Origin of the sequence: Enterobacter cloacae complex sp. P15RS (genome assembly GCF_014895905.1) — a bacterium.
GTDB lineage: Bacteria > Pseudomonadota > Gammaproteobacteria > Enterobacterales > Enterobacteriaceae > Enterobacter > Enterobacter quasihormaechei.
Map to the genome: position 1 here is coordinate 8211 of NZ_JADBQL010000036.1, position 24033 is coordinate 32243.

Consider the following 24033-nt stretch of genomic DNA (forward strand, 5'->3'; position numbering starts at 1 on the left):
CGTCGGGCTGCTGAAGTTTGATCCACGGCAGATAGACCGTTTTCGTTAACAGGGCTAACGGCGCCAGCGTGGCTTCCACGCGCGGCAGGTGGATCATGGTCACTTCGGGGATGTCGGGCGGGTTGCCAAGCATAATGTCGTCGGCATGGACGTGCGGCCAGGGCACCCAGCTTCGCCAGCCGGTTTCCTCTTTCTGGCGCTCCCACACGACGCCCAAATCGCCACGTATTGCGAAGGGGCGGTTTAGCTCGGCTGAGACTTTCTGGTTGATGGTCGGTTTGAGGCGGTTCCAGTCAAACGTGGCGATAATGATGATTAAGACCACGATCAGCAACACGAAAATCCCTGCTGTCCAGGAAATCACCCTGGTTGTTTTTGTCATTGTTGTCCCCTTTCCTGATGAACTTGCCTATAAAACTATAGTTCAGACAAAGGGAAGCGGGCATATCAGAGCGTGGTTATCACCTTTTCCAGGGTATCCATAGGGACAGGACGAGAGAGGAAATAACCCTGTGCCGCGGCTGCCGGGGAATTTTGCACGTCGCGCCACTCTTCCAGCGTTTCCACGCCTTCCACAATGACGCCCTGACAATAGCGGTTCATCAGTTGCAGGAGCATAGTAAACAGGTTCCGTCCCTCCGACGTCTGGCGCAGCATAATAAACAGATCGCGGGCCACTTTGATGTAGTCATAACGCACTTCGCTCAGGGCGGAGAAGTTCGCCATGCCGGTACCGAAGTCATCCAGCCACAGCGGGCCAAATTCACACATCGAGGCAAACGACGAGTCCTGCGGCAGACGCACGTGCTCCACCAGTTCGAAGCGCATCCACGGCAGGGTGGCAATCAGCGACTGCAACGTCGCATTCTGACGTAACGCCATCAGAGTTGGGCCATCCACGTTCACCGACGCCAGAATACCGTGCTGCTCGAAGAAGGCCTGCTTCGTCGCCAGCATTCTCAGCTGCTCTTCCAGCACGTCGATGCGCTGACGCACGGCAACCTCCGCAAAATAGCGGTCCGGCGCGATACGCTGTGAAGGATTCGACGGATGAGTGACGATCGTTAATACCTCAATCGCCATTAACCGACCGTCGGTACGGTAGATGGGCTGATAGGTATACGCTCGCTCGCATTGCAGCCAGTAGCGATGCTCCTGCAAGTTCTCAATACTTGCCTCAGGCGTAGTGCTCAGCCGCTGGATAACCTGCTCTGACTTCATTTCGGATGTCCTGTTGTATGGGATAGCCTTTCTGGACTCGTCACTGAGTTATCGGCCCGCCAGGTGAGAACTTTATGTTCAATTCACCGGGAAAATGAAATTAAGATGACAGAAATATGCCGGAACACGCGCTGGCTCAAAAAAAATAATGGAACGTAGTTTTAATATGGTTGACCGTAAAAAACACACAGCGCACACTACCTTTAATTACTCTGTTCAGGTTCACGACTATGTCTAAGAAAATTGCCGTGATTGGCGAATGCATGATTGAGCTGTCCCAGAAAGGCGCGGAAGTGAGCCGCGGTTTTGGCGGCGATACATTAAACACCTCCGTTTACATTGCCCGTCAGGTCGCCCCCGACGCGCTGAGCGTGGATTACGTTACTGCGCTCGGCACGGACAGCTTTAGCCAGCAGATGCTGGAAGCCTGGCAGGGTGAAAATGTTGGGACGTCGCTGATCCAGCGGATGGAAAACCGCCTGCCGGGTCTGTACTACATCGAAACCGACAGTACCGGCGAGCGCACCTTCTACTACTGGCGTAATGAAGCGGCTGCCAAATTCTGGCTGGAAAGCGATGCCGCCGCCGCGATTTGTGAAGAGCTGGCCACCTTTGATTACCTCTACCTGAGCGGGATTAGCCTGGCGATCCTGAGCCAGCAGAGCCGTGAAAAGCTGCTGTCACTGCTGCGCGAATGCCGCGCCAACGGCGGCAAAGTGATTTTCGATAACAACTACCGTCCGCGCCTCTGGGCCAGCCGTGAAGAGACGCAGCAGGTGTACCAGCAGATGCTGGAATGCACCGATATCGCCTTCCTGACGCTGGATGATGAGGATGCGCTGTGGGGTGAAAAACCGGTTGATGAGGTTATCGCCCGGACGCAGGCCGCTGGGGTCAGTGAAGTGGTGATTAAGCGCGGGGCGGAGTCTTGCCTGGTGGCGGTGACGGGTGAAGCCGTGACAGAGGTTCCGGCGGTGAAGCTGGCGAAAGAAAAAGTGATTGATACCACTGCGGCGGGCGATTCTTTCAGCGCGGGCTATCTGGCGGTACGTCTGACCGGCGGTACACCGGAAGCGGCAGCGCAGCGCGGTCACCTGACGGCCAGCACGGTGATTCAGTATCGCGGAGCGATTATTCCGCGCGAGGCGATGCCTGCTTAAGAACGGTGAGGGCTGATGCCCTCACCCTAACCCTCTCCCACAGAGAGAGGGAACTCAGGGTCTTACTGACCCTGAGGAATATCGCTCGCATCCTGATGCAAATCATCGGCCGCCGCCTGTACTGGCTGCGGCGCCGTCGCCATGATGGCGTTCCAGGTGGCCTTCAACTCTTTCATGTCATATTCCGGCTCACCTTTCGGCTGTAACAGAATCAACGCCATATCCTGCGACAGCTGCTGACGCAGATCCTGATTCAGCATTTCAACGGTCAGGCCGTTCAGGAAATCCTGACGCAGCTTCTGATACTGCTCCGGCGCGATGTCCACGACCTGATTCTGCAAGGAACGAATGCGCTGGCTGATTAAGATATCGGTATCGGCGCGGGCATAGGTGGCGAACAGTTTCTGCAATTCGAGGGATTTCTGCGCGACCAGCGCGTTAAACTCCTCTTCAGACAGGCCCTCTTTGCGCACTTTAGCCAGCTCTTTTGCCACCACGCCGAGATTCGCGTTCAGCTTATCGCTGGGCGATTCCACGTTAATGGCGCACTGCGCGCGCTGGAACAGCACGCGGCAGTCAAAGCCCAGGCCAATGTCTTTAACGTTGTTCTTGCTGAGCGTCTGCTGAACGTGCCAGAACAGCGCTTCACGCGCGAGATCCGCACGCCAGTAACGCAACAGCGCAGAAGACTCGCGAATCGGCTGCCAGGCGGTATCCCACATCATTGAAAGACGATCCTGACGCACGGTATCCGTCATGATGCTGACCGTCTCAGGACGCAGCGGAGAAAGCGTAGGAACCGGCGCTGGCGTTTCACGCTTCCCTTTCAGATCGCCAAAGGCTTTGTTGATTTGCTCTATCACCGCACGGCTGTCCACGTTGCCCACCACAATGAGGGTCATGGCGTCCGGGGTGTACCACTGCTGATAGAAAGATTTCACCTGCTGTGCGTCAACCGGCTGTTTCAGCGGCTCTGCCGGGTCATGACCAAGCAGCGTTGACCCTTTCAGGCGGTAGCGCCACCAGCCTTCTTTGGTATCTGTCGGCCAGGTCGCCACCATGTCGCTGTTGCTCAACGCATAGTTTACGGTCTCAGGCGTAATCGCCAGTTTGCCGGTCGCATCGGAAAGATAGGTAAGCGCTTCTTTAAGCAGATCGTTACGGTTGTTAGGCAGGCTCAGGTTAAACATGGTGTAGTCATAGGAGACCACAGCCGGGGGAAGCGGGCGTTTTGGATCGATGGCCTGTTGCCATAAAGAACGCACCTGAACCGCCTGCAAACTGCCGCTCTGGGTGAGCGCCAGTCGAGGAATAAAATGGCTTAAGCCGGTCTGCTGGGTGCTTTCTGTGAGGGAGCCAGTATTCACAGCCAGACGAATTTCAATGCGATCGCTCGGACGTTGCGGAGTGGATAATACCTGCCACTGGAAACCGTTCGCCAGTGTTCCCTGTTGCCAGGCCGGGTCTGGCTGGAGCGCATCTGCCTGCACATAACTGGCTGCTGCCATCATCAGCAAACCGCCGGTTAAGAGTCGAATTTTTGTGCCCTGCATGTGAACCCCTGATCAACATTCCTGGTTAAAGAGAGTGTCTCGCGACGTGAGCACTCAAAGATGACGATGAAAACCTTCCGATTAGACAGCGTGTTCGGCTAAACGTCACGGGCGGAAGTGAAATATACCTCAAAAAAATCTTGTCGAATTATGACAGGTATGAGCGGTTATTATGCGCAGGTGCCCGCATCCCCACAAGGGAATACGGGCATTTATGAGGGATTAAGAGGATAAACCGGGGGTTTTGTCCTCAGATGGGCGGTTATTCAGCGTATCGTTAAGTTTCTTGTGGTCCAGCTCTTTCACCCACTTCGCTACGACGACCGTCGCCACGCCATTGCCGATCAGGTTGGTTAACGCGCGGGCTTCAGACATAAAGCGGTCGATACCGAGGATCAGGGCCAGGCCCGCCACCGGCAGATGACCAACCGCTGAAATGGTCGCCGCCAGCACGATAAATCCGCTGCCCGTGACGCCCGCCGCCCCTTTTGAGGAGAGCAGGAGCACCACCAGCAGCGTAATCTGATGGAAGATATCCATGTGGCTGTTGGTGGCCTGGGCAATAAAGACCGCCGCCATCGTCAGGTATATCGAGGTGCCGTCGAGGTTAAAGGAGTAGCCCGTCGGAATAACGAGCCCCACCACGGACTTACGGCAGCCCAGCTTTTCCATTTTATCGAGCATGCGCGGCAGCGCGGATTCAGAAGAGGACGTGCCGAGCACGATCAGCAGCTCTTCGCGGATGTAACGAATAAATTTGAAGATGCTGAAGCCGGTCGCACGGGCGATGGAGCCCAGCACCACCACCACAAACAGAATACAGGTGATGTAGAAGCAGATAATCAGCTGGCCGAGCTGTACCAGCGTGCCGACGCCGTATTTACCAATGGTAAACGCCATCGCGCCGAAGGCACCAATCGGGGCCAGACGCATGATCATGTTGATGATGCCGAAGATAACCTGCGAGAAGCTTTCAATGACGTTGAAAATCAGCTGGCCTTTGCTGCCCAGACGGTGCAGGGCAAAGCCAAACAGCACGGCAAACAGCAGTACCTGAAGGATGTTACCGCTGGCGAACGCGCCAATTACGCTGCTCGGGATCACGTCCAGCAGGAAGGCCACAATCCCCTGATCTTTCGCCTGTTCAGCGTAAACCGCCACCGCTTTCGCATCCAGCGTGGCCGGGTCAACGTTCATGCCCGCGCCAGGCTGCACCACGTTGACGATAATCAGGCCGATAATCAGCGCGATGGTACTAACAATCTCAAAATACAGCAGGGCAACTGCCCCCGTACGGCCGACCGCCTTCATGCTTTCCATGCCGGCGATACCGGTCACCACGGTACAGAAGATGACCGGCGCGATGATCATTTTGATGAGCTTAACGAACGCGTCGCCAAGCGGCTTCATTTGCGCGCCCAGTTCCGGGTAGTAGTGACCGAGCAGAATACCGATGGCGATGGCTGTCAGGACCTGGAAATAAAGACTTTTGAAGAGTGAGGTTTTCATAGGGTGTCCCTGGGAAGAAAAACTACAGGCTTTGTAAGGTTATGGTTAACCTGCGGCTTTAAAATAACACCCACATAACAGGACAGAAATAAACGAGGTTCAAATTTGAAACACAAATGTTAAGAACTTTGAGCTGGCTCGCACAAGCCAGCAACAAAATTACACTTTTGCGTTATTGCCAGCAGCGGCGAGATAGCGTTGCTCAAAAATATCCGACGGCACGGCACGATCAAAAAGGAAGCCCTGACCGCTCTCCACGCCCGCCGCAGCCAGCCACTCGCGCTGGGCGTCGCTTTCAATTCCCTCGGCAATCACGTGCAGATTCAGGCTGTGCGCCATCTGAATAATGGCCTGTACCATACTGCAATCCTCCGGCAGCCCCTCAACAAAGGTTTTGTCGATTTTCAGGACGTCCACCGGCAGGGTTTTCATGTGATGAAGCTGGCGCAGGCCGGAATACCCCATGCCAAAATCGTCCAGCGCAATGCGGACCCCGGCGTTATGCAGCGGTTTCAGAATGGCGACAGCGTCGTCAGGATTGTCGATACAACGGCTCTCGGTGACTTCCAGTATCAGCGTGTCGGGCTGGATGCGGTAGCGGTGGATCAGCGCAAGCGTCTCCGGCACCATGGTCGGGTGCATCAGCTGTAGCGCTGAGAGATTCACCGACAGCGGCAGCGTAATGCCCCGCTCCTGCCAGGCCGCAAGCTGGCGGCACGACTCTTCCAGCACCCAGTACCCCACGGTGACCATCAGGCCGCAGGACTCAATACGTTCGATCATCCCCTCAGGCAGCTCCCACGTGCCGTCCGGCTGCTGCATGCGCAGCAACGCTTCGGCGCTGGTCACTTCGCCCGTGCGCAAATTCACCTGCGGCTGTAGCCAGAGCGCAAACTGGCGATTGTCCATCGCCGTCAGAATGTCGCTCTCTTCCGTCAGGCGCTGCTGGGCTTTTTCCATCTGCTCCGGGTCAAAGAACTGAATCTGGTTTTTCCCTTTCCGGCGCGCGGTGAACGCTGCCGAGAAAGCACGTCGGTAAAGCTGCTCGGCGGTCAGGCCACCGTAGTACATCGCAATCCCGATGCTCGCGCTCGGGCGAAGCTGGATACCCTGAATGGGCAGCCGTTCATTAATGACAGTGAGCACTTGCTGACCTAGCGTAATGGCCTGCCACGGCTCTTTTACGCCGTGCGCGATCACCACCAGGTCATAGCCGCTGACCTGGGTAAGCACCATGCGCGGCGCCAGAACAGATTTCACCTTTTCCACCAGCGTCAGGAGCAGCATCTCGCGCTGGCTCTCTTTCAGCACGCCCGTCGTGTCCTGCAAGGTTTCGCAGGCGATCACCATCAGCGCGGTGGGCTGCTGGCGGGCGACGGTCTGCTCCAGCAGGGCCATTAAAAACGCTTTGTTTGGCAGATCGGAAACCGGAAAACGGGTGGCATTGTTACTGAGCTCTTCCTGCTGACGCAGAACACGCTGCTGGTTGATATTGTAACTCCGGACCAGCATGCCGATTTCATCGTCGTGATGCAGGCGCGGCAACGGTAACTGATGCCCCATGTGCTCCTGCGGAGAGAGGTCGTTCAGCTCCCGCGCGATGCGGCGCAACGGATGAACAATTAACCGGTTGATGCACCACGTCAGCGCCACGCTCAACATTAAGGTCAAAAGTAAGTAAGTGGTTACCAACGTAGCAACCCAGCTCATGACGAATTTATACATGCGGTACGAGTCCGCCTGTAACACCAGGTAAGCCAGCGGCTGTGGGTTAGCCGGTCTTTCCAGGGAATAGAGAGGTAGCGAAATCTGCACCGGCAGTTCAAACAGGCGCATCACCATCATCGGGACGGGACGCTCCGGGATAAAGCTCATCCGCAGCGCCTGAAACTGGTTGGGCAGCACGACGTCGGCGCGGCTCACGATACCGGCAGGCTGGATGCGCTTCAGAATGGATTCTGCCTCGGGGATATCCCCTTTCAGGATCGAGGCCGACAGAGGTTCCCGCACCGAGCGGGCAATACTTTCCAGTTGCGAAGCCGTGTTATAGCGGTTCTGCTGTACGGAATGAAACAGCAAAATGACGCAGAAGATGAAGACAAACAGCATTGTGACGGCAGACACCATCGCCATCTGTTTGATCGTTAAGGAACGGCTGACACGCAAAATGACTCTCCACAAAACTCGAAGCGCAGGGCGCACCAGGGTGTAAACCTGGTGCGCCCGAGTATACCCGATAGCTGCACTTTTAAGAGAGACTTACAATTAGATTAAGCAAAAATCCGATCACCAGTCTGCATAAGGCACCAGCGGTTCCGGCGGTAAGTCCATATCACCCTGCCAGCCTGCGGCAGAATACCGAACATAGAGCAGCGCATGACTCGGGGTATAGTCTTTCGCTTCCTGAATATCAACGCCCAGACCGACAAACCAGTTGGACGTCACGCGGCGTTCAACAATCGCCCTTGCGGTATAACCCGTCCCTGACGAGCTGCTTCCGGTTTCCATCACACCTTTATCGGTATAACGGCCTGGCTCATTGTCCGGGATCAGCCCCTGCAACGGATAACGCATCACATCTTTTGTTTTTGAATGGGACCAGGAGACGGAGCCACCCAGCTCCCATGACCAGTTCTCGGTGCGTTTACGCCAGTTCACCGGTAAGGCGAACGACACATACTCCTGCGGGCTGTAGTAACCGCCCTGGCCCAGCGAATAACCGCTTAAATCCTTATCGTAATGCCAGAGCATATTGGACACGCCGACCGTCAGGCGCTCGTTGTTCTGATTGATAAGCTTGTAGTAATAGCCGGTCATCCAGCGGACGCGCCAGTTATCTTCGACATTCTTCCCGCTGAGGCTGTCGGCACTCAGGCTTGACCAGATACCGTTAGCTTCGCCTTTGTCGTAGCTCACGCTCACGCCGCCACCGGTGGCACGCACGCCGCCCCAGGTGGTGTCGGTATTGGGATCTTTTTGCCCGGCGAAGGCCAGCACGGAGCTGGAAATCGGACGGCGATGGGCGTTCAGGGTGTAGCCAATCGGCCCTAAGTCGTTGCTGTAGCTCAGACTGCCCACTACATCGACCACGTCGAAGCCCATCGGCGTTGTACCGATGTCCCACGCCCAGGTCTGGTTCTGCCAGCCGACGGCCACGCTGGCGCCGTTGGCCGACTGATTCGTGCTGCCGCGACATGGCGTTTCGGCGCAGGTGCCCCACGTTGGATCGTAAGTGCCATTGTCCGTATCAAAGGAACCGGCGTTCATATTGACCAGATCGCTACGGAAGAACATGCGACCATCCGACAGCGGCGCATCAACCTGGAGCATGGTGGTGTGGGCTTTCAGGTCGGAATAGCCCCCCGTGCCGCTGGAGCCCCAGTAGTCGTGTTGCAGCGTGACGTTAAGATCCTGCTGACGATAAAGATCGCCTGCATCGCTGCGTACGCCGCGCTTCAGCCAGTCATCTTTCTCATCGTTACGCGTGAGACGCGTAAAGCTGTCGTTATCGGTCGGACGGGTCGTCGTGATGCCCGATGAAACCATCGCATCTTTCCAGGTTTCCAGCGCCTGCTGAGGCTGGCCGTTTTGCGCCTGGAAACGGGCGGCATCACGCATCACCAGCGCGCTTTCCATAGAAGGCGGCTGCGATTTTGCCTGAGGAACAATGGCGTTGAAGGTCTTTTCTGCCGTGGCAGAATCACCCAGACCGGCCTGCGCCATGGCGATCCGGCGCTGCATATTGAGGGAGAGCGGTTCGCCGTTTTGTGCCGCGGGCAGTTTCGCCAGCTCAGCGCGAGCGGCGTCCCTGTTGCCCTGAGCAAGATTGACTTCGGTCAGGCCGAGAATCGCGTCTTCGTTCTGCGGTTCCCGTTGCAGGACGGTGTTGTAGGCGGTTTTCGCGGCCTCATGATCGCCACGCTGTTCAGCCCAGTCCGCCAGCGTTAAGTCGATACGGGTGGACGGGGGCTGCTGGCGAAGCAGCGCTTCCGCCTCCTGCTCTTTTCCACCGTCGCGCAGGCGGTTGGCGTTTTCCAGCACCTGGTTACTTTGCAGGCGGCTCGCCAGCTCCTGAATGTTGCTGTTCCACCTGTCGCGCGGCAGCGTGTTCAGATGCGCCAGCGCGGCGCGGTCCCGATCGTTGCCGGACAGGTACAGCCCGCTGGCGTAAACCTGCTCCGGATCGTCCGGTTTCTGGCTTGCCAGCTGACGCATCAGGTTATCCGCCTGGCTGCGCTGACCCGCGCTATACAGATCGCGCGACAGCCGGTAGGTGATCCACACGTCGCCCGGGGAAAGCGCAAGGCGTCGACGCTGAATTTCTGCGGCCTGGGCATATTTCCCCTCGCTTTCCAGCCGTTCGGCCTGGGCTGACAGCTGCTCGTTCGTCAGGCTACGTTCAATATCATCAATGCTGCGGCGCTGGCTGCCAGAGAGCGACTGAATAAACTGCGTCGCTTTCTCCGGAGATTGTACGCGATAAATATTGGCAAGACCGCGCACCGCGTTGGTGTTGCCGCTGTCCATACGCAACGCCTGGCGGTAATAGCGTTCGGCCGCGTCGTTATCTTTACGCGCCGCCGCCGCATCACCCAGCCCCAGCACCGCGTAGCTGTCGGTATTATCGACGCTGCGCGCCTGCTGGTAATAGCGTTCCGCCTGGGCCGTATTGTTGGCTTTCAGGGCGTTATCCCCCTGCTGGATCAGCAGCCAGTATCGGTTGACCTTCAGCAGGCTGTCCCATTTGCCCCGGTTATCGCTCTGCGGATCGAGGGCGATCGCCTTTTCAAACTGCGCCACCGCGCGGGCGCGATCGCCTTTCTGGGAATAGGCCTGCCCCAGCGCGCCTACGGCTTCGCTGTCGGCATGGTTGGCGCTGACCGCTTTCTGCAAATCCGTCACCGCTTTGTTGCCCTGCCCGGCTTCCACCGCGGCTAACCCCTCGGCTTTGGCGCGAAACGCCGGATCGGCGAGCTGTTTTTGCTGCGCTTCAAGCTGCGCGCGCGCCGCCGTCACGTTATCGCCATCGCTGAACACGCTCAGGTACTGTTGCAGCGCGGTGACGCTGGTGCTGCTGGCCGGCAGATCTTTGATCTGCTGGTACCACATATCCGACGCCTGACTGCGGCCCTTGTTCGATTTGGCCATCTCCTGCAACACCGCAAACCCTTCTTCACGGCGTCCGCTCTCGAACAGAAGCTGGGCCAGCGAGGCCTGTAGCGGGGCGTTGCCCGGGCTGGTGGCGTTAAGGTTTTTAAGCTGGCCTATGGCTGAGTTCCGGCGGGCGGGATCTTTTGCCACCACGTTCCAGTACTCCGTCGCGATGTCGCCCGAGGGCGGATTCCCGTCAAACAGTTTGTCATACGCGGCAATGGCTTCCTGCGTATGACCGGTAGTGGCAAGCAGGCGAGCCTGCTGGAGGGCCTGGCGACCGTCCGGCGTGGAGAGCAGCATGGTCGTACGGGAGGACTGGTACGCGCTGGAATCGGGTGCCATTCCTTTCAGGCGATCCAGCTCTTTTTGCGCGCCCGCCGTATCGCCCTGTCGTAACAGATAGCGGAAGCGTGCGGCAATCACGTCCGGGTTGTCGGGGTCGATCAGCTCAAGGCGGTAGAGCGACTGACGCACCAAATCCTCACGCTGCGTGGATTCGCCCAGACGGACCTGTTCCAGCAGCTGTCTCTGCTGCGGGGAGTTGGCGGCCTGGGCCAGGGGCATTAGCGCCAGGCCAAGCGATAACGTGAGGAGATTTAGTGTGAACGTGCGCATTCCTGGCCCCAATCCGGTAGTAATTCACCTTGCGCGGTGAAGCGAAAACGATGCTGATCCCACCCTTGTCCAAAGAGGGTCAGAACGTAGCTGTAATAAGCATTATTATCGGGAAAACGATCGGCGACGCGCTGGCGTTGCACCGCCTGCGCGTCGCGGTTTTGTAAAAACGGAAGCAGGGAGGCAGAGAACCCAACCGGCCCATCTCCGGTACGTTTCCCGGTCGCTACGTCTACTTTTTCCGGCGGCAAGCCTTGTTTGGTTGTGGTGGTCGCCATGGGCTTGAAACGCGCCAGTAGCCGGGCTTTCTGTGGATCGCTATCGTTCATCATCCCTACCCAGAGATAGACGCGAATCGCATCGTAGCTGCCGATAAGGGACGCATCCTGCTTCAGCTGCCAGCCGCCCTTCTTCTGATATTTCACCCAGTTCGGGGAAAATCCTTTAGGCGCGGTCTCCAGCAGCAGACGCAGGTTGGTTTCTCGGAGCGTCGTCCACGGTGCACCAAAACGGGTAAAATAGCTCGCAAGCTGCGGCGGCAGGTAGCTGGGGTTGAAGCGCCAGGCACTCTCTTCGGCAAAACCGACTTTACCCGGCAGCAACATAGAGCCCAGACCCGGCACCTTCACCACTTCCTCGGTGGCAATGCGCGTCAACAGCGCCTTACCCGTGCGCGTATAATCGGGATTTTTCCATAGCCGCCCGGCTTCCAGCAGCGACCAGGCAATCCAGATATCGGCATCCGACGCCGAGTTCGAGTCGATAACGGCCCAGGTTTCGTCGTCCTTTTTCCCCCACAACCAGGCTGGGAGACGCTGGGCTAAATCCCCCTCGGCAAGGTTATCGCGCGTCCATGCCAGCAGCAGATCGAACGCCTTGCGATCGTTTGCTGCCAGCGCAAAGAACAGCCCATAGCTTTGCCCTTCCGAGGTGGTGATCTTGCGTGCGTCGCTGGGATCGATAACGCGCCCACCTTCGCTCATATAATCCTGCTTGAACGTCTCCCAGGCGGGCCAGCGGCAGGCGGCATGAAGATTCGCCGCCGCCAGCATCAACGCTGCGACTACACACCCACGAAAGATTTTCATCACCGCTTACTCATGGTCCGGATTAAGACGACGACGGCTAATGATTCGCAGCAGACGCCACAGCACCCAGGCCAGTAAGACGACGCTGAGCGCAGCCAGCACGGCCAGCAGCACCGGGTGGTTAGACAGGGCGTACCACAGGCGCTCGAACCACGGCAGATGGCCCACATAGTAGACATCCCCCACGCGCAGGCTGTTGACCCCCGACTCACGAATAACCGAGACGGAACCGTACATTGCCGCCCGTTTACCGCTGTCGTTCATGGCCGTATTGAGCAACTCATAGCCGCGCGGGCTGTCCGCCAGCAGGGCGATAACGCTGCGCTGGTCGTTATACGGCGACTGGAAGCCGACAATCGCGGCCATCGGGCCCGTTGAGCTTACGGTCGTCCTGATATTGGCCTGACGATCGCCGCTGTCCGGCATGATGCTCGGGAACTCGGTCTGACGCAGCGGCGTGTTGACCCATGACTGTGCCGCCTGCACCAGCAGATCGACGCGCTTCTCGTCTTTCAGCTTGTCCGGGATGTTGCCGATGACCATGATATCGGCATCTTTGTTCTGGATCTGGCTACCGTCGTTCGTCACCGTCACGTTGACCGCCGGCAGGCCGGTTTGCGCCCCGATGGTGCCCATGGTATCCAGCAGTGTGGCAACCTGACCTTCGTTAGCCGCTTTTGGCATCACAACAATCGATTCAGAGAGATCTGCCATGCGGCTGAACGGGAAGCTGGCGTTTGCAAACGCACGCAGGTCCGGCATCGCGATAAAGTGGTAATACTTCGAGAAGTCGATCGTGGAATCGTCACCAATCACCACGTGGTTTTGCACCGGCTGGAAGGTAATACAGTTTTCCACCGTTCCACCCGGCATCGGGTTCATATACTGGAAGTTAAACCGCAGCTGGTTCACCGCACCCAGCTTCAGCGCCGGGATCGACACATCGGTTTTACCGTCCAGCAGCCCCTGCAATACTGGCAGACGAAGCATCAACCGGTTTGTCTCCTGGCTGCTGGTCAGGCTGAACGATTGCAGGAACTGGTTGTTAAGGCTGATATCCATGCGCGAGCTGTCTTTGGTTGCCGGCGCGGTGTAACGGTAGTTCAGGTTGATATCAATCCCGTTGGTGCGCAGCAGATACAGATCTGGCGGCAGGTTCAGTGACAGGCTGACGGGAGAAGGCTCAAGCCCGGTGGACTGCAATTGCTCTTCATAGGTTTTCAGCTCGCCGAAGGTGATCGCGCGGTCGGTGCGCACCCAGTTTGGGGCATCATAAGGCTTACGCGCCAGCAGCGGTTTCACTTCATCCACCACGACGCTGTTGCCGCGGAACAGGATATTCCCCTGCGCAATGCCCTTCGCCGCCTGCACCAGATCTTTTTCATCACGCCCGAAGACCACCAGCAGCTTAACGTACGGGTTGTCCGGATGGGTGATCATCTCGATGGTGGGCGCTTTCACAGCCGGATGGTCACGCAGGAATGATGGACGTTTGGCATTGGTGGCAAACACGATCGCGTTTTTATCCGGCATTTTGTCGTACATGACCGGGAAACTCTGACCGCGCCAGCCGGAGCGGGAACCAAACCAGGATGCCACGATGGAGGCCGCCAGCTGTTCGGTCACATCCGGAGAGCCCGCAAACACCATCGGCAGGTTCAGAGGACGGTTATCGCGCGGGTCGAAGAACGGCACCGGGAAGGCCGAGAGATCGTTTTTCAGCGCCAGTGGCTGATACGTCATCTGTAGCGAGGAGTTACGGCCCACATCCAGCCACAGGGTGCTGCTGGCCGGGTTTTCACAGACATCGCGATAGTGACCGACAAATTCCAGACGTACGCGGTTAAAGTCGGTGATAAACAGCGGGTTAATCGGCACCTGGGCCAGGGTTTTCTTACCCAGCTGCTCTTTGGTGACGGGCAGGACGTCCATCAGCTCGTCATTCAGATAGACCTTAAGCTGGGACTGCACCGGCAGCAGCGACGGCGATGGCGTGTATTCCAGGTTGAGCATCGCTTTCGACACGACTTCATCGCTGCGCATACCGAATTCGATACCGCCATTTGGGTTGATGCCGCGCAGGACCATGCTGCCCGGAGGAGGCGCGATCTGGGCAAACGTCAGCTTAACGTCACGCGACGGCGTATTTTCCGCAACCACGGGTGCGTTGGCCCCGGGCACGCCAGGCATGACCTGCCCCACCACCGGATTACCGGCAGGCAGCGTATTGCCCGTCGTCGGCTGATTTGGGACGACGTTTTCCGTCTGCCCCGGCGCCGCCGTCACAACCGGATCGGTCGCTTGCGCGACGACAGGCACCGTTGGAGCGGGCGTGGCCGCTGCGTTATCAGGCGCCGCGTTAGCCACTGTTGCAGGGAGCGCACTCATCCCCATTGCCACTGCACATAACCAGGAAAGTTTTGTTTTCATCGCGTTATCATCATTGTTGAGCCATAACCGGGTCCGCCTGCTTCGCTTCATCTCGCTCAGGCCGACGCGGAATAAACGACACGACCCAGGAAACCAGCGAAGTAAGTGACCGGAAAATTAATTTCACCGACGACGGGGCAAATTCTGCAAGGTGACGATAGCCACGGAACCCCAGCTTAAGAATATCCAGCAGGCTTTCCAGAGGCTTATCCTCAGGGAAGCTGTCCTGCCAGAGAGCCCACGTATCCGCGCGGGCAAACGTACACTGCACAAAATCAATGTGTTGCTTTTTGGTCAGCGGCATCAGTTGCAGACCCACCTCATTTCCTCTCACGCGTACAACCTGCGTCGGGAAGACATACTCCTGCTGGCCGCGCTTAAGCAGTAAGTTAACCTTCTGCCCCTCCAGCACCTTAGCCTGACCGTTGATCTTGATACCCAGACCGCCATCCGAGAAGTCATGTACGGTACAGGAGAAGAGATGGCCATCGTCGCGGGCAATGGCCGCGGGCATGCTGATTTCGACGCGGTGCGCGCGGCGGACCTGTTTACTCTCCACCGATACCGCCACCGCGCCACCGAGGATAATCAGGTTGTAAAACACCCACGCCATACTCACGAAGACCGTCAGGACTTCGTTTTCCGGGCCGTAGAAGTAGCGCCAGATCCCAACAATGACGCCCACAATATTCAGCAGCACCAGGAAGATATAGGGCCGGGAGATCACCCAGTCGACATACTCCTCTTCCACCAGCCCGCCCTTCGCGGTGACGTTAAATTTCCCTTTATGCGGGTTAATCAGCGCTACCATGGTTGGCGGCGCGATGTACCAGGCCAGCACCGTTTCGTAAATTTCGCTCCAGAAGGAGTGGCGATATTTCCCCTGAATCTTCGAGTTCGTCAGGCTGGCGTGGATCATGTGCGGCAGCACGAACAGGGCAATCATCAGCGCGGGAGCGTAGATGATGTAAGCGTGAAGGAGCAGGAACGCCAGCGGCGCGGTGAGGAAGATAAGCCGTGGAATACCCGACAGGAAGTGGAACATGGCGTTGACGTAGCACAGGCGCTGCGCCAGCTTCAGCCCTTTGCCCATCAGCGGGTTATCGAGACGGAAGATTTGCACCATGCCGCGCGCCCAGCGAATACGCTGGCCGATGTGTGCCGACAGGGATTCCGTTGCCAGCCCCGCCGCCTGGGGAATGCGCATATAGGCCGAGGTATAGCCAAGGCGGTGCAGACGCAGGGAGGTGTGAGCATCTTCCGTGACCGTTTCCACGGCGATGCCGCCAATTTCATCCAGCGGCTTGCGGCGGATAACCGCGCAGGAGCCGCAGAAGAACGTGGCGTCCCACATGTCGTTCCCGTCCTGAACCAGGCCATAGAACAGCGTGCCCTCGTTCGGGGTTTTGCGGAAACGACCGAGGTTACGTTCAAACGGATCCGGCGAGAAGAAGTGGTGCGGCGTCTGCATCATCGCCAGCTCTTTCTCCTTCAGGAACCAGCCCATCGTCATTTGCAGGAACGAGCGCGTTGGCACGTGGTCGCAGTCAAAAATAGAGACGAACTCCCCTTTGGCATATTTCAGCGCATTGTTGATGTTACCGGCCTTCGCGTGTTCGTGAGTGGTACGGGCGATGTACTCTACCCCCACTTCGTCTGCGAACTGGCGGAACTCGGCGCGGCCACCGTCATCGAGGATCCAGATTTTGATTTTGTCCTTCGGCCAGTCGATACCCAGCGCGGCGTAGATGGTGTTTTTCACCACCGACAGATCTTCGTTGTAGGTCGGCACGAAGAGGTCCACCGTTGGCCACTGGGTCGTGTCTTTTGGCAGCGGCACCGGCTGACGATTCAACGGCCAGATAACCTGGAAGTAACCCAGCACCAGCACGATCCAGGCGTAGGTTTCCGCAAACAGCAGCACTAGCCCGCACACCAGGCTGACCGGATCGTCCCAGTTCAGCGTTGAGGTATAACGCCACCAGATGTAGCGGCAGGAAACGGTCAGCGACAGCACAATCAGCATCAGGGCGGAAAAACGTCCCGGAATGCGCCGCACCAGCAGCGCCACGCCCCACAGCAGGATCAGGAAGGTAAACTGCGCCAGCGGGTTGAACGGCTGGGTAATACAGACCAGCGCCAGAATGAGCGAGAACGCCACCACCACGCCGAGAATAAAACGCCGCAAGCCCGGGTGGAGGTGCCCGAGCTCTTTGTGGTTATCTAAATGTCCCGTTCTGTCGCCAACGCGATCGGGTAGCCGGTCAAGCCACTGGTGATAGCGTTCACGCAGGTTCTGCACGCGATCGAAGCTGCGCCAGCGGGACGTTTTTTTCTCCGCGCCCGTTGAGGTCGCCAGCAGCCAGATGGACTGAATAGCGTAGCGCGCGGGATCGAGCGGACGCGGCTTGTCAGGGTTGATATGCGGATAGAGTTCACCGTGGCGCGCACGAATACGTTGCCAGCGCGGATGTTCAAGGGGGAGAAACATCCACGCCAGAACCATCCAGAAACAGCCCAGCGCAGCGCTCAGCGATGAAGCGCCGTGATGACGGTAATGGCGATAGCGTTCACTTAAGCGCGAACTGACCGGCGGGATAAGCAGCCAGCTGGTCAGGCGACTCATGCCGTACTCCCGGCAGACTCAGGCCTTTTCGCAAAGTGCAGCAGACACCAGTTGGCCAGCGTCAGGATCTCTTCCGCCGCCAGTGAATCGCTACGGTACTCCCCAAGGGGTTGTTTCGACGCAAGGCACTCCGCCATCGCTTCGTCACGATGGATCACCATCGGCAACAGGCGGCGCTGACTCTGTAGCCAGACCTGGTACAGATCGTCCTGGATCTGGCTGCCAATGCGCAGATCGTTGATCAGAATATGGGCATTGGCAGGCAACGCCTGCTGATGCAGACGGATATGGCAATTCGCATCTACGTTCGCGATGGAGAGCACATGGTCACACTGCGTCAGCAGCTGGCGGGTCAGCGACGCGGCACCGTGCGGCAGGTCCAGCAGGATCCACCGATAGTGCCCTTTCTCTTTCAGGCTCTGCAACGCGGTGGTGAAGCGAGAGAACAGGCGCTGGAACGCGGCTTCATTCCCGCGTTCGGTTTCCGTCAGCTGACCAAAAGGAAGCAAATCGAGCTGGGAGGTATAGCGCAAACCCGCATCCCGCCAGTCTTTATCGTCCAGAAGCGCGCGCCCCCAGCCGTTTGAATACGTAAAGTCGACATTGAATGACATGCGCAGCAAATTATCGGAGCAGGCATCAATAACCAGTACCGATTCACCTAAAACCTGCAATGACCACGCCAGCGCCGCGGTTACGGAAGTTGTACCTACCCCACCACGGACGCCCTGTAATCCTAGTACGGCCATCAATGGCTTCCTTATTGTTGTTGGGCAAACTCAGCTAATAACGGCCAACGTTTAATAGCCGCAGCCAACTGTTCCCGCTGGGAAATATCGGTGTAATCTATTTCAGGCAACGAAAAAGCCTGCGTGAGCGCCAGAAAATCGTTTTGGAATGTGTAACCCAGGCTTGAGTCGACTGGCGTTGCGGGTTCGTTATTTTGCATTCTTATTTCATCCCTTTGAGTAAAATCATAAGATTCAGATGCAGCGAGGCGTCCTGCCCACGAAATTCATTTACATGCTAAATCTGATGTTCTTTAATTTCAATGTTAGGTTTATTTCTACGCTTTCGCTAGTAAACTGAGAGGCATAGAAATTCGACGAAAAGAGGGACACCGTGGACTCCATATTTTCTATTGGCATCCAGTCATTATGGGACGAATTGCGCCACATGCCAGTCGGAGGAGTCTGGTGGGTTAATACGGATCGTAATGCTGATGCCATCAGTCTGGTAAACCAGACGATAGCGGCGCAGGGTAAGGATTCCCGCGTTGCCGTCATTACGATGGGCGATGAGCCAAAGTCAATCATCAGGCTCGAAACTGACCGTGGACCCCAGACAGTACGATTATTTTCCATGTCAGCGGAGGCCGACAGTTTATACTTTTTACCCCGCGATATTCAGTGCTCTATTGTTCCTGAACACTATTTACTGATTCTTAAATGTTCTCAAAACGGTCTACAAAATATTCCGTCAGAAAAACTGCTGAAATGGCTGGAAAGAATCAACAGATGGATGAAAAATCAAAATTGCACCTTATTGGTGGTTAACCCAGGCAGTAATAACGACAAGCTTTTTTCACTTTTAATGAGTGAATACCGCTCCCTCTATGGTCTGGCCAGTATTCGTGTCCAGACTGACAGCCATCTGTACGACGTGGCATTCTGGTGCAATGAAAAAGGGGTGAGCTCCCGACAGCAGCTTACCCTCAAACATGTCGGGGATGAGTGGCATCTTGCTCAACAGGAAGAGACGGTGGTTCAGCCACGCAGTGATGAAAAACGCGTTCTGAGTCATATTGCGGTACTGGAAGGCGCGCCTGCACTTTCTGAACACTGGTCACTGTTCGAAACCAATGAAGCCTTATTTGATGAAGCGCGCACCACGCAGGCGGCGACCATTATCTTCTCGTTGATTCAGAATAACCAAATTGAAACGCTGGCAAGGCATATTCACACGCTACGTCGACAGCGCGGCAGCGCGTTAAAAATCGTGGTGCGTGAAAATAATACCAGCCTGCGCGCCACCGATGAGCGCCTGTTACTGGGCTGTGGCGCTAATATGGTCATCCCCTGGAATGCGCCCCTCTCGCGCTGTCTGACGCTGATCGAAAGCCTCCAGGGCCAGCAGTTTAACCGCCACGTTCCGGAAGATATCAGCACCCTGCTTTCCATGACGCAGCCGATGAAGCTGCGCGGCTACCAGAAGTGGGACACCTTCTGCGATGCGGTGGGCAATATGATAAGCAATACGCTGTTACCGGCAGACGGAAAAGGGGTGATGGTTGCCCTGCGTCCCGTGCCGGGCATTCGTGTTGAGCAGGCGCTTACCTTGTGCCGCCCTAATCGTACAGGGGATATCATGACCATTGGCGATAATCGCCTGGTGCTGTTCCTCTCCTTCTGCCGGGTGAACGATCTGGATACCGCGCTGAACCATATCTTCCCGCTGCCTACCGGAGATATTTTCTCGAACCGCATGGTCTGGTTCGAAGATAACCTGATTGCTGCTGAGCTTGTCCAGATGCGTACCCTGGCACCCGAAAAGTGGGCCAAACCGTTGCCTGTAACAAGCGGTGCCGTACCGGTTCTCAACGCGAAGCATGACGGGCATGTCTGGCGTCGGGTACCTGAGCCGCTACGTTTACTGGATGAGAACAAGGAGAGCGCGCCATTATGAATATCAGCGATATCATTCAACTGGTTGTTCTGTGTGCGCTAATTTTTTTGCCGCTGGGCTACTATGCGCGCCATTCCCTGCGCCGTATTCGCGATACGGTCAGATTACTGTTCGTCAAACCTCGCTATATTAAACCCGCCGGAACACTGACTCGCGCTCCGAACGTCAAGGCAAACCGAAAACATGACTAATTCTACCTATACCTCTTCGGCGCCATCGCCACTCTGGCAATACTGGCGCGGCCTGTCCGGCTGGAATTTCTACTTTCTGGTGAAGTTTGGTCTGCTGTGGGCAGGCTACCTTAATTTCCACCCTCTGCTTAACCTGGTGTTTATGGCATTCCTGCTGATGCCAATCCCGAACCTCAGGCTGCACCGTATACGTCACTGGGTCGCTATCCCCATCGGTTTCGCCCTGTTCTGGCATGATACCTGGCTGCCTGGCCCCGAAAGCATCATGAGCCAGGGCTCCCAGGTCGCAGGTTTCAGTGCGGACTATATGCTCGATCTGGTTGAGCGCTTTATTAACTGGCAGATGATTGGCGCGGTATTTGTCCTGCTGGTCGCCTGGCTGTTCCTGTCTCAGTGGATCCGCGTGACGGTGTTTGTCGTCGCGATTATGGTCTGGCTAAACGTCCTGACGCTGACGGGCCCGAGCTTCTCGCTGTGGCCAGCCGGTCAGCCGACAACAACCGTGACCACCACGGGCGGTTCCGCCGCCGCTACCGTCGCGACAGCAGGGGATACGCCTGTGGTAGGGGATATCCCCGCGCAGACCGCACCGCCGACATCCGCTAACCTGAACGCGTGGCTCTCCAGTTTTTACGCTGCGGAAGATAAGCGCCAGACGAAATTCCCGGATGCGCTGCCTGCCGACGCTCAGCCGTTTGAACTGCTGGTGATTAACATCTGTTCTCTGTCCTGGGCGGATGTCGATGCGGCCGGGTTGATGTCGCATCCGCTGTGGTCGCATTTCGATATACAGTTTAAAGACTTCAACTCCGCCACCTCCTACAGCGGCCCGGCGGCTATCCGCCTGCTGCGCGCGAGCTGTGGGCAGCCTTCGCATAAGAATCTCTACCAGCCCGCAGCTAACCAGTGCTATCTGTTCGATAACCTGGCAAAACTCGGCTTTACGCAGCACCTGATGATGGGCCACAACGGCCAGTTCGGTAACTTCCTGAAGGAAGTGCGTGAACAGGGGGGAATGCAGGCTCCACTGATGGACCAGAAAGGGCTGCCGGTGACGTTACTGGGCTTCGATGGTTCGCCGGTGTATGACGATACCGCCGTGCTTCAGCGCTGGTTCGATACCGTCGGCAAAGAAGAAGGGACGCGAAGCGCGACGTTCTATAACACGCTGCCGCTGCACGACGGGAATCACTATCCTGGCGTAAGCAAAACGGCCGATTATAAAGCCCGTGCCCAGAAGTTCTTTGACGAGCTGGATGCGTTCTTTACCGAGCTGGAAAAATCAGGGCGTAAAGTGATGGTGGTGGTGGTACCGGAACATGGTGGAGCGCTGAAAGGCGACAGGATGCAGGTGTCTGGCCTGCGTGATATCCCAAGCCCGTCCATCACTAACGTTCCGGCCGGGATTAAGTTCTTTGGCATGAAGGCGCCGCGTCAGGGTGCGCCTGTTGAGATCACCCAGCCAAGCAGCTATCTGGCGATCTCGGAACTGGTTGCTCGCGCAGTAGACGGTAAGCTGTTTGTGGAGGATAGCGTGAACTGGGATCAGCTCACCAGCGGGCTGCCGCAGACGGCAGAGGTATCGGAAAACGCCAACGCGGTGGTGATCCAGTATCAGAACAAGCCTTATGTCCGACTGAATGCCGGGGATTGGGTGCCGTATCCGCAGTGATAGCCGCTACACCCTCTCCCCTGTGGGGAGAGGGTTATTCTGCACTTCGTAACGAAATTTCACCGCCCACCCAGGGCTTAATCACGCCATCCTGCTCAAGAAGCAACGCGCCCTGTGCGTCAATACCGCGTGAAGTGCCGTAAATCTCTTTATCCCCAATCAGCAGCTTCACCGGTCGGTTAATAAAGTTATCGAGCTTTTCCCAGCGGGAGAGGAATGGCGCTAACCCCTCCTGTTCAAAGAGCGTCAGCGAACTTCGTAACTCATTGATCATCCGGACGGCAAGCGTATTGCGATCGATGGCGATCCCCGCTTCCTGGAGGTTGGTCCAGGCCTGGTTCACCACATCGTTTTGCACGTTTCGCATTACCATGTTTAGCCCGGCTCCAATGACGATCTGCGCGGCATCGCCCGTTTTTCCCGTCAGTTCAACCAGGATACCCGCCAGTTTGCGATCGTTGAGATAGAGATCGTTCGGCCATTTCACCCGAACTTTATCCGCGCCCAGATCGTGCAGCACCTCTGCCATCACAATACCGATGACCAGGCTCAGCCCGATGGCCGCAGCCGGCCCCTGCTCAAGCCGCCAGTACATGGAGAGATAGAGGTTGGCGCCAAATGGCGAGAACCACTTACGGCCTCGACGGCCACGTCCTGCCTGTTGATACTCTGCAACGCAGGCATCGCCGGATGTCAGCTCGCTCAGGCGGTCCAGCAGATACTGGTTCGTCGAATCAATGACCGGCAATACCGCAACGTTGCCGTGCCCAATCTGGCTGCGAATGGTCTCTTCATTCAATAACTGGATCGGTTCCGGCAGGCTATAACCTTTACCAGGCACCGTAAACACATCCACGCCCCAGTCGCGGAGCGTTTGTATATGCTTGTTGATAGCAGCGCGGCTCATGCCCAGCTGCTCGCCCAGCTGCTCACCAGAATGAAACTCGCCATCTGCCAGAATGCCGATGAGAGTTAACGGAATCGTATTGTCCTTCACGCAATGGTCTCCACGGCATTCACTTCGCCTGTTCGGCCAATAAAGCGAACTTCAGGCTCCAGCCAGACGTTAAATTTTTCGCCCACGCGCTGGCGAACATGGTGCGCCAGGTTGACGACGTCTTCACTCGTCGCGCTGGACTGGTTAATCAGTACCAGTGCCTGCTGACGGTGAACAGCAGCGCCACCAACAGTGGTACCTTTTAAATCACATTGATCGATAAGCCAGCCTGCGGCCAGCTTCACGCTGCCATCCGCCTGAGGATAATGCGGAGCCGTTGGCCAGCCGGCGAGAAATGCTTTGGCATTTTCGATGCCGATCACCGGGTTTTTGAAGAAACTGCCCGCGTTTCCATTCACTTTCGGGTCCGGAAGCTTGGTCATTCGCATATGGCAAACGGAATCAAATACCTCACGCGGTGTGACGGTAGCCGGATCGAGGCGGGTCAGATCGCCGTAAGTCAGCACCGGTTTCCAGGCCTTTGCCAGACGCAGACCAACGGCCACAATGACGAACCGATCCTGATACTCGTGCTTGAAAATGCTGTCGCGATAGCCAAAGCGGCACTGCTCTGCGGTTAAGCGCTGCGCGTTACCCGTGGCCAGCTCAATGCAGTCGACGTATTCGCAGACGTGTTTCAGTTCGATGCCGTAGGCACCGATGTTTTGAATAGGAGACGATCCTGCGCAGCCCGGGATCAGGGCCAGGTTTTCCAGCCCGGACATCCCTTTTTCAAGGGTATATTGCACCAGACGGTGCCAGTTTTCGCCAGCACCCACGCGTAAATGCCAGCTGTCAGCGCGCTCTTCAACGTCAATTCCCATGATGCGGTTGACGATCACCGTTCCCGCAAAATCATCGAGAAACAGGACATTACTTCCTTCGCCCAGAATCAGTACGGGTTCACCGTTTTCTGTTGCGCTCTGCCACGCGTTCAGCAGCTGCTGAGCATTATCGGCACGTACAATTTGATTAGCATTTCGTTGAATACCAAAGGTATTCCAGGGCTTAAGGGAGTGGTTCATAGACGCTATCCTGATGCAAAAACCGGGGTAGTTTACCGTATATACGCAGGGATAGGTGATTAGTTTATGGAAATGAAGGATCTGCAAAAACGCAAAAAGGCCATCCT

17 protein-coding genes are annotated in these 24033 nt (G+C 56.8%); 4 read left to right on the plus strand and 13 right to left on the minus strand.

The genetic code is table 11. From position 1 onward, the window contains the following. Both IM267_RS21370 and pdeH read right to left on the minus strand, forming a co-directional pair. Window positions 1-382, minus strand: a 382-nt coding sequence (locus tag IM267_RS21370; protein WP_370551750.1) for an AsmA family protein, incomplete at its 3' end; no start/stop codon positions are given. Window positions 383-447: 65 nt separating this feature from the next. Next, on the minus strand, window positions 448-1221 hold the full coding sequence (gene pdeH / locus IM267_RS19000; protein ID WP_193034062.1) for a cyclic-guanylate-specific phosphodiesterase: 774 nt from the start codon (window positions 1219-1221) through the stop codon (window positions 448-450). 230 nt (window positions 1222-1451) lie between these two features. On the opposite strand from pdeH, the gene IM267_RS19005 reads away from it, so the two are divergent. Beyond that, complete coding sequence (locus IM267_RS19005; RefSeq protein WP_107534165.1) at window positions 1452-2381, plus strand: sugar kinase; 930 nt, start codon at window positions 1452-1454, stop codon at window positions 2379-2381. A gap of 62 nt (window positions 2382-2443) precedes the next feature. On the opposite strand, the gene IM267_RS19010 is transcribed toward IM267_RS19005, so the two are convergent. The 9 genes from IM267_RS19010 to bcsR all read right to left on the minus strand — a co-directional run bounded on the left by IM267_RS19010 (window position 2444) and on the right by bcsR (window position 18305). Beyond that, window positions 2444-3934: a pitrilysin family protein gene (locus tag IM267_RS19010; RefSeq protein ID WP_063450024.1), complete on the minus strand. Its 1491-nt coding sequence runs from the start codon at window positions 3932-3934 to the stop codon at window positions 2444-2446. A 222-nt stretch (window positions 3935-4156) separates the two neighbouring features. Next, window positions 4157-5443, minus strand: a complete 1287-nt coding sequence (dctA, locus tag IM267_RS19015) for a C4-dicarboxylate transporter DctC (protein WP_063450025.1) — start codon at window positions 5441-5443, stop codon at window positions 4157-4159. A 159-nt stretch (window positions 5444-5602) separates the two neighbouring features. After that, entirely contained in the window at window positions 5603-7609 is a 2007-nt protein-coding gene (gene hmsP, locus IM267_RS19020; RefSeq protein ID WP_193034063.1) for a biofilm formation regulator HmsP, read from the minus strand. Between the two features lie 120 nt (window positions 7610-7729). Continuing rightward, complete coding sequence (bcsC, locus tag IM267_RS19025; RefSeq protein ID WP_193034064.1) at window positions 7730-11212, minus strand: cellulose synthase complex outer membrane protein BcsC; 3483 nt, start codon at window positions 11210-11212, stop codon at window positions 7730-7732. After that, window positions 11194-12300, minus strand: a complete 1107-nt coding sequence (gene bcsZ / locus IM267_RS19030) for a cellulose synthase complex periplasmic endoglucanase BcsZ (RefSeq protein WP_193034065.1) — start codon at window positions 12298-12300, stop codon at window positions 11194-11196. The genes bcsC and bcsZ overlap by 19 nt, the downstream gene beginning before the upstream one ends. A 6-nt stretch (window positions 12301-12306) precedes the next feature. Continuing rightward, window positions 12307-14730, minus strand: a complete 2424-nt coding sequence (bcsB, locus tag IM267_RS19035; RefSeq protein ID WP_107534170.1) for a cellulose biosynthesis cyclic di-GMP-binding regulatory protein BcsB — start codon at window positions 14728-14730, stop codon at window positions 12307-12309. 10 nt (window positions 14731-14740) lie between these two features. Then, complete coding sequence (bcsA, locus tag IM267_RS19040; protein ID WP_193034066.1) at window positions 14741-17356, minus strand: UDP-forming cellulose synthase catalytic subunit; 2616 nt, start codon at window positions 17354-17356, stop codon at window positions 14741-14743. Beyond that, on the minus strand, window positions 17353-18105 hold the full coding sequence (gene bcsQ, locus IM267_RS19045; RefSeq protein ID WP_193034067.1) for a cellulose biosynthesis protein BcsQ: 753 nt from the start codon (window positions 18103-18105) through the stop codon (window positions 17353-17355). Before bcsQ ends, bcsA begins: the two co-directional genes overlap by 4 nt. A gap of 11 nt (window positions 18106-18116) precedes the next feature. Further along, on the minus strand, window positions 18117-18305 hold the full coding sequence (gene bcsR / locus IM267_RS19050) for a cellulose biosynthesis protein BcsR (protein ID WP_003861175.1): 189 nt from the start codon (window positions 18303-18305) through the stop codon (window positions 18117-18119). Between the two features lie 173 nt (window positions 18306-18478). Here bcsR and bcsE point away from each other — a divergent pair, with 173 nt between their 5' ends. From bcsE to bcsG, 3 genes are read left to right on the plus strand one after another with little or no spacing between them, the layout of a single operon-like run. Then, the gene (gene bcsE, locus IM267_RS19055) at window positions 18479-20041 is read left to right on the plus strand and encodes a cellulose biosynthesis c-di-GMP-binding protein BcsE (protein WP_193034068.1); all 1563 of its coding nucleotides are present in this window, start codon (window positions 18479-18481) and stop codon (window positions 20039-20041) included. Next, entirely contained in the window at window positions 20038-20232 is a 195-nt protein-coding gene (gene bcsF, locus IM267_RS19060; RefSeq protein WP_006808586.1) for a cellulose biosynthesis protein BcsF, read from the plus strand. Before bcsE ends, bcsF begins: the two co-directional genes overlap by 4 nt. Further along, window positions 20225-21904 carry a cellulose biosynthesis protein BcsG gene (bcsG, locus tag IM267_RS19065; protein ID WP_193034069.1) on the plus strand — a complete coding sequence of 560 codons (1680 nt, stop codon included), beginning with the start codon at window positions 20225-20227 and terminating at the stop codon, window positions 21902-21904. Before bcsF ends, bcsG begins: the two co-directional genes overlap by 8 nt. A 34-nt stretch (window positions 21905-21938) precedes the next feature. Here bcsG and birA read toward each other — a convergent pair whose 3' ends face one another. Together birA and murB are read right to left on the minus strand one after the other, a co-directional pair. Beyond that, a complete protein-coding gene (birA, locus tag IM267_RS19070) occupies window positions 21939-22901 on the minus strand; it encodes a bifunctional biotin--[acetyl-CoA-carboxylase] ligase/biotin operon repressor BirA (RefSeq protein WP_063450034.1) in 963 nt (320 codons plus the stop codon). Further along, window positions 22898-23926 (minus strand): UDP-N-acetylmuramate dehydrogenase, encoded by a 1029-nt coding sequence (murB, locus tag IM267_RS19075; protein ID WP_193034070.1) that lies wholly within the window; start codon window positions 23924-23926, stop codon window positions 22898-22900. Before murB ends, birA begins: the two co-directional genes overlap by 4 nt. Window positions 23927-24033: the final 107 nt, after the last annotated feature.

Bases quoted from the DNA above. Each gene is read 5' to 3' on its own strand.
- dctA (WP_063450025.1), bottom strand. From the start codon at position 5,443: ATGAAAACCTCACTCTTCAAAAGTCTTTATTTCCAGGTCCTGACAGCC.
- bcsC (WP_193034064.1), bottom strand. From the start codon at position 11,212: ATGCGCACGTTCACACTAAATCTCCTCACGTTATCGCTTGGCCTGGCG.
- pdeH (WP_193034062.1), bottom strand. From the start codon at position 1,221: ATGAAGTCAGAGCAGGTTATCCAGCGGCTGAGCACTACGCCTGAGGCA.
- IM267_RS19010 (WP_063450024.1), bottom strand. From the start codon at position 3,934: ATGCAGGGCACAAAAATTCGACTCTTAACCGGCGGTTTGCTGATGATG.
- bcsG (WP_193034069.1), top strand. From the start codon at position 20,225: ATGACTAATTCTACCTATACCTCTTCGGCGCCATCGCCACTCTGGCAA.
- bcsZ (WP_193034065.1), bottom strand. From the start codon at position 12,300: ATGAAAATCTTTCGTGGGTGTGTAGTCGCAGCGTTGATGCTGGCGGCG.
- bcsB (WP_107534170.1), bottom strand. From the start codon at position 14,730: ATGAAAACAAAACTTTCCTGGTTATGTGCAGTGGCAATGGGGATGAGT.
- IM267_RS19005 (WP_107534165.1), top strand. From the start codon at position 1,452: ATGTCTAAGAAAATTGCCGTGATTGGCGAATGCATGATTGAGCTGTCC.
- bcsQ (WP_193034067.1), bottom strand. From the start codon at position 18,105: ATGGCCGTACTAGGATTACAGGGCGTCCGTGGTGGGGTAGGTACAACT.
- bcsR (WP_003861175.1), bottom strand. From the start codon at position 18,305: ATGCAAAATAACGAACCCGCAACGCCAGTCGACTCAAGCCTGGGTTAC.
- murB (WP_193034070.1), bottom strand. From the start codon at position 23,926: ATGAACCACTCCCTTAAGCCCTGGAATACCTTTGGTATTCAACGAAAT.
- bcsF (WP_006808586.1), top strand. From the start codon at position 20,038: ATGAATATCAGCGATATCATTCAACTGGTTGTTCTGTGTGCGCTAATT.
- bcsA (WP_193034066.1), bottom strand. From the start codon at position 17,356: ATGAGTCGCCTGACCAGCTGGCTGCTTATCCCGCCGGTCAGTTCGCGC.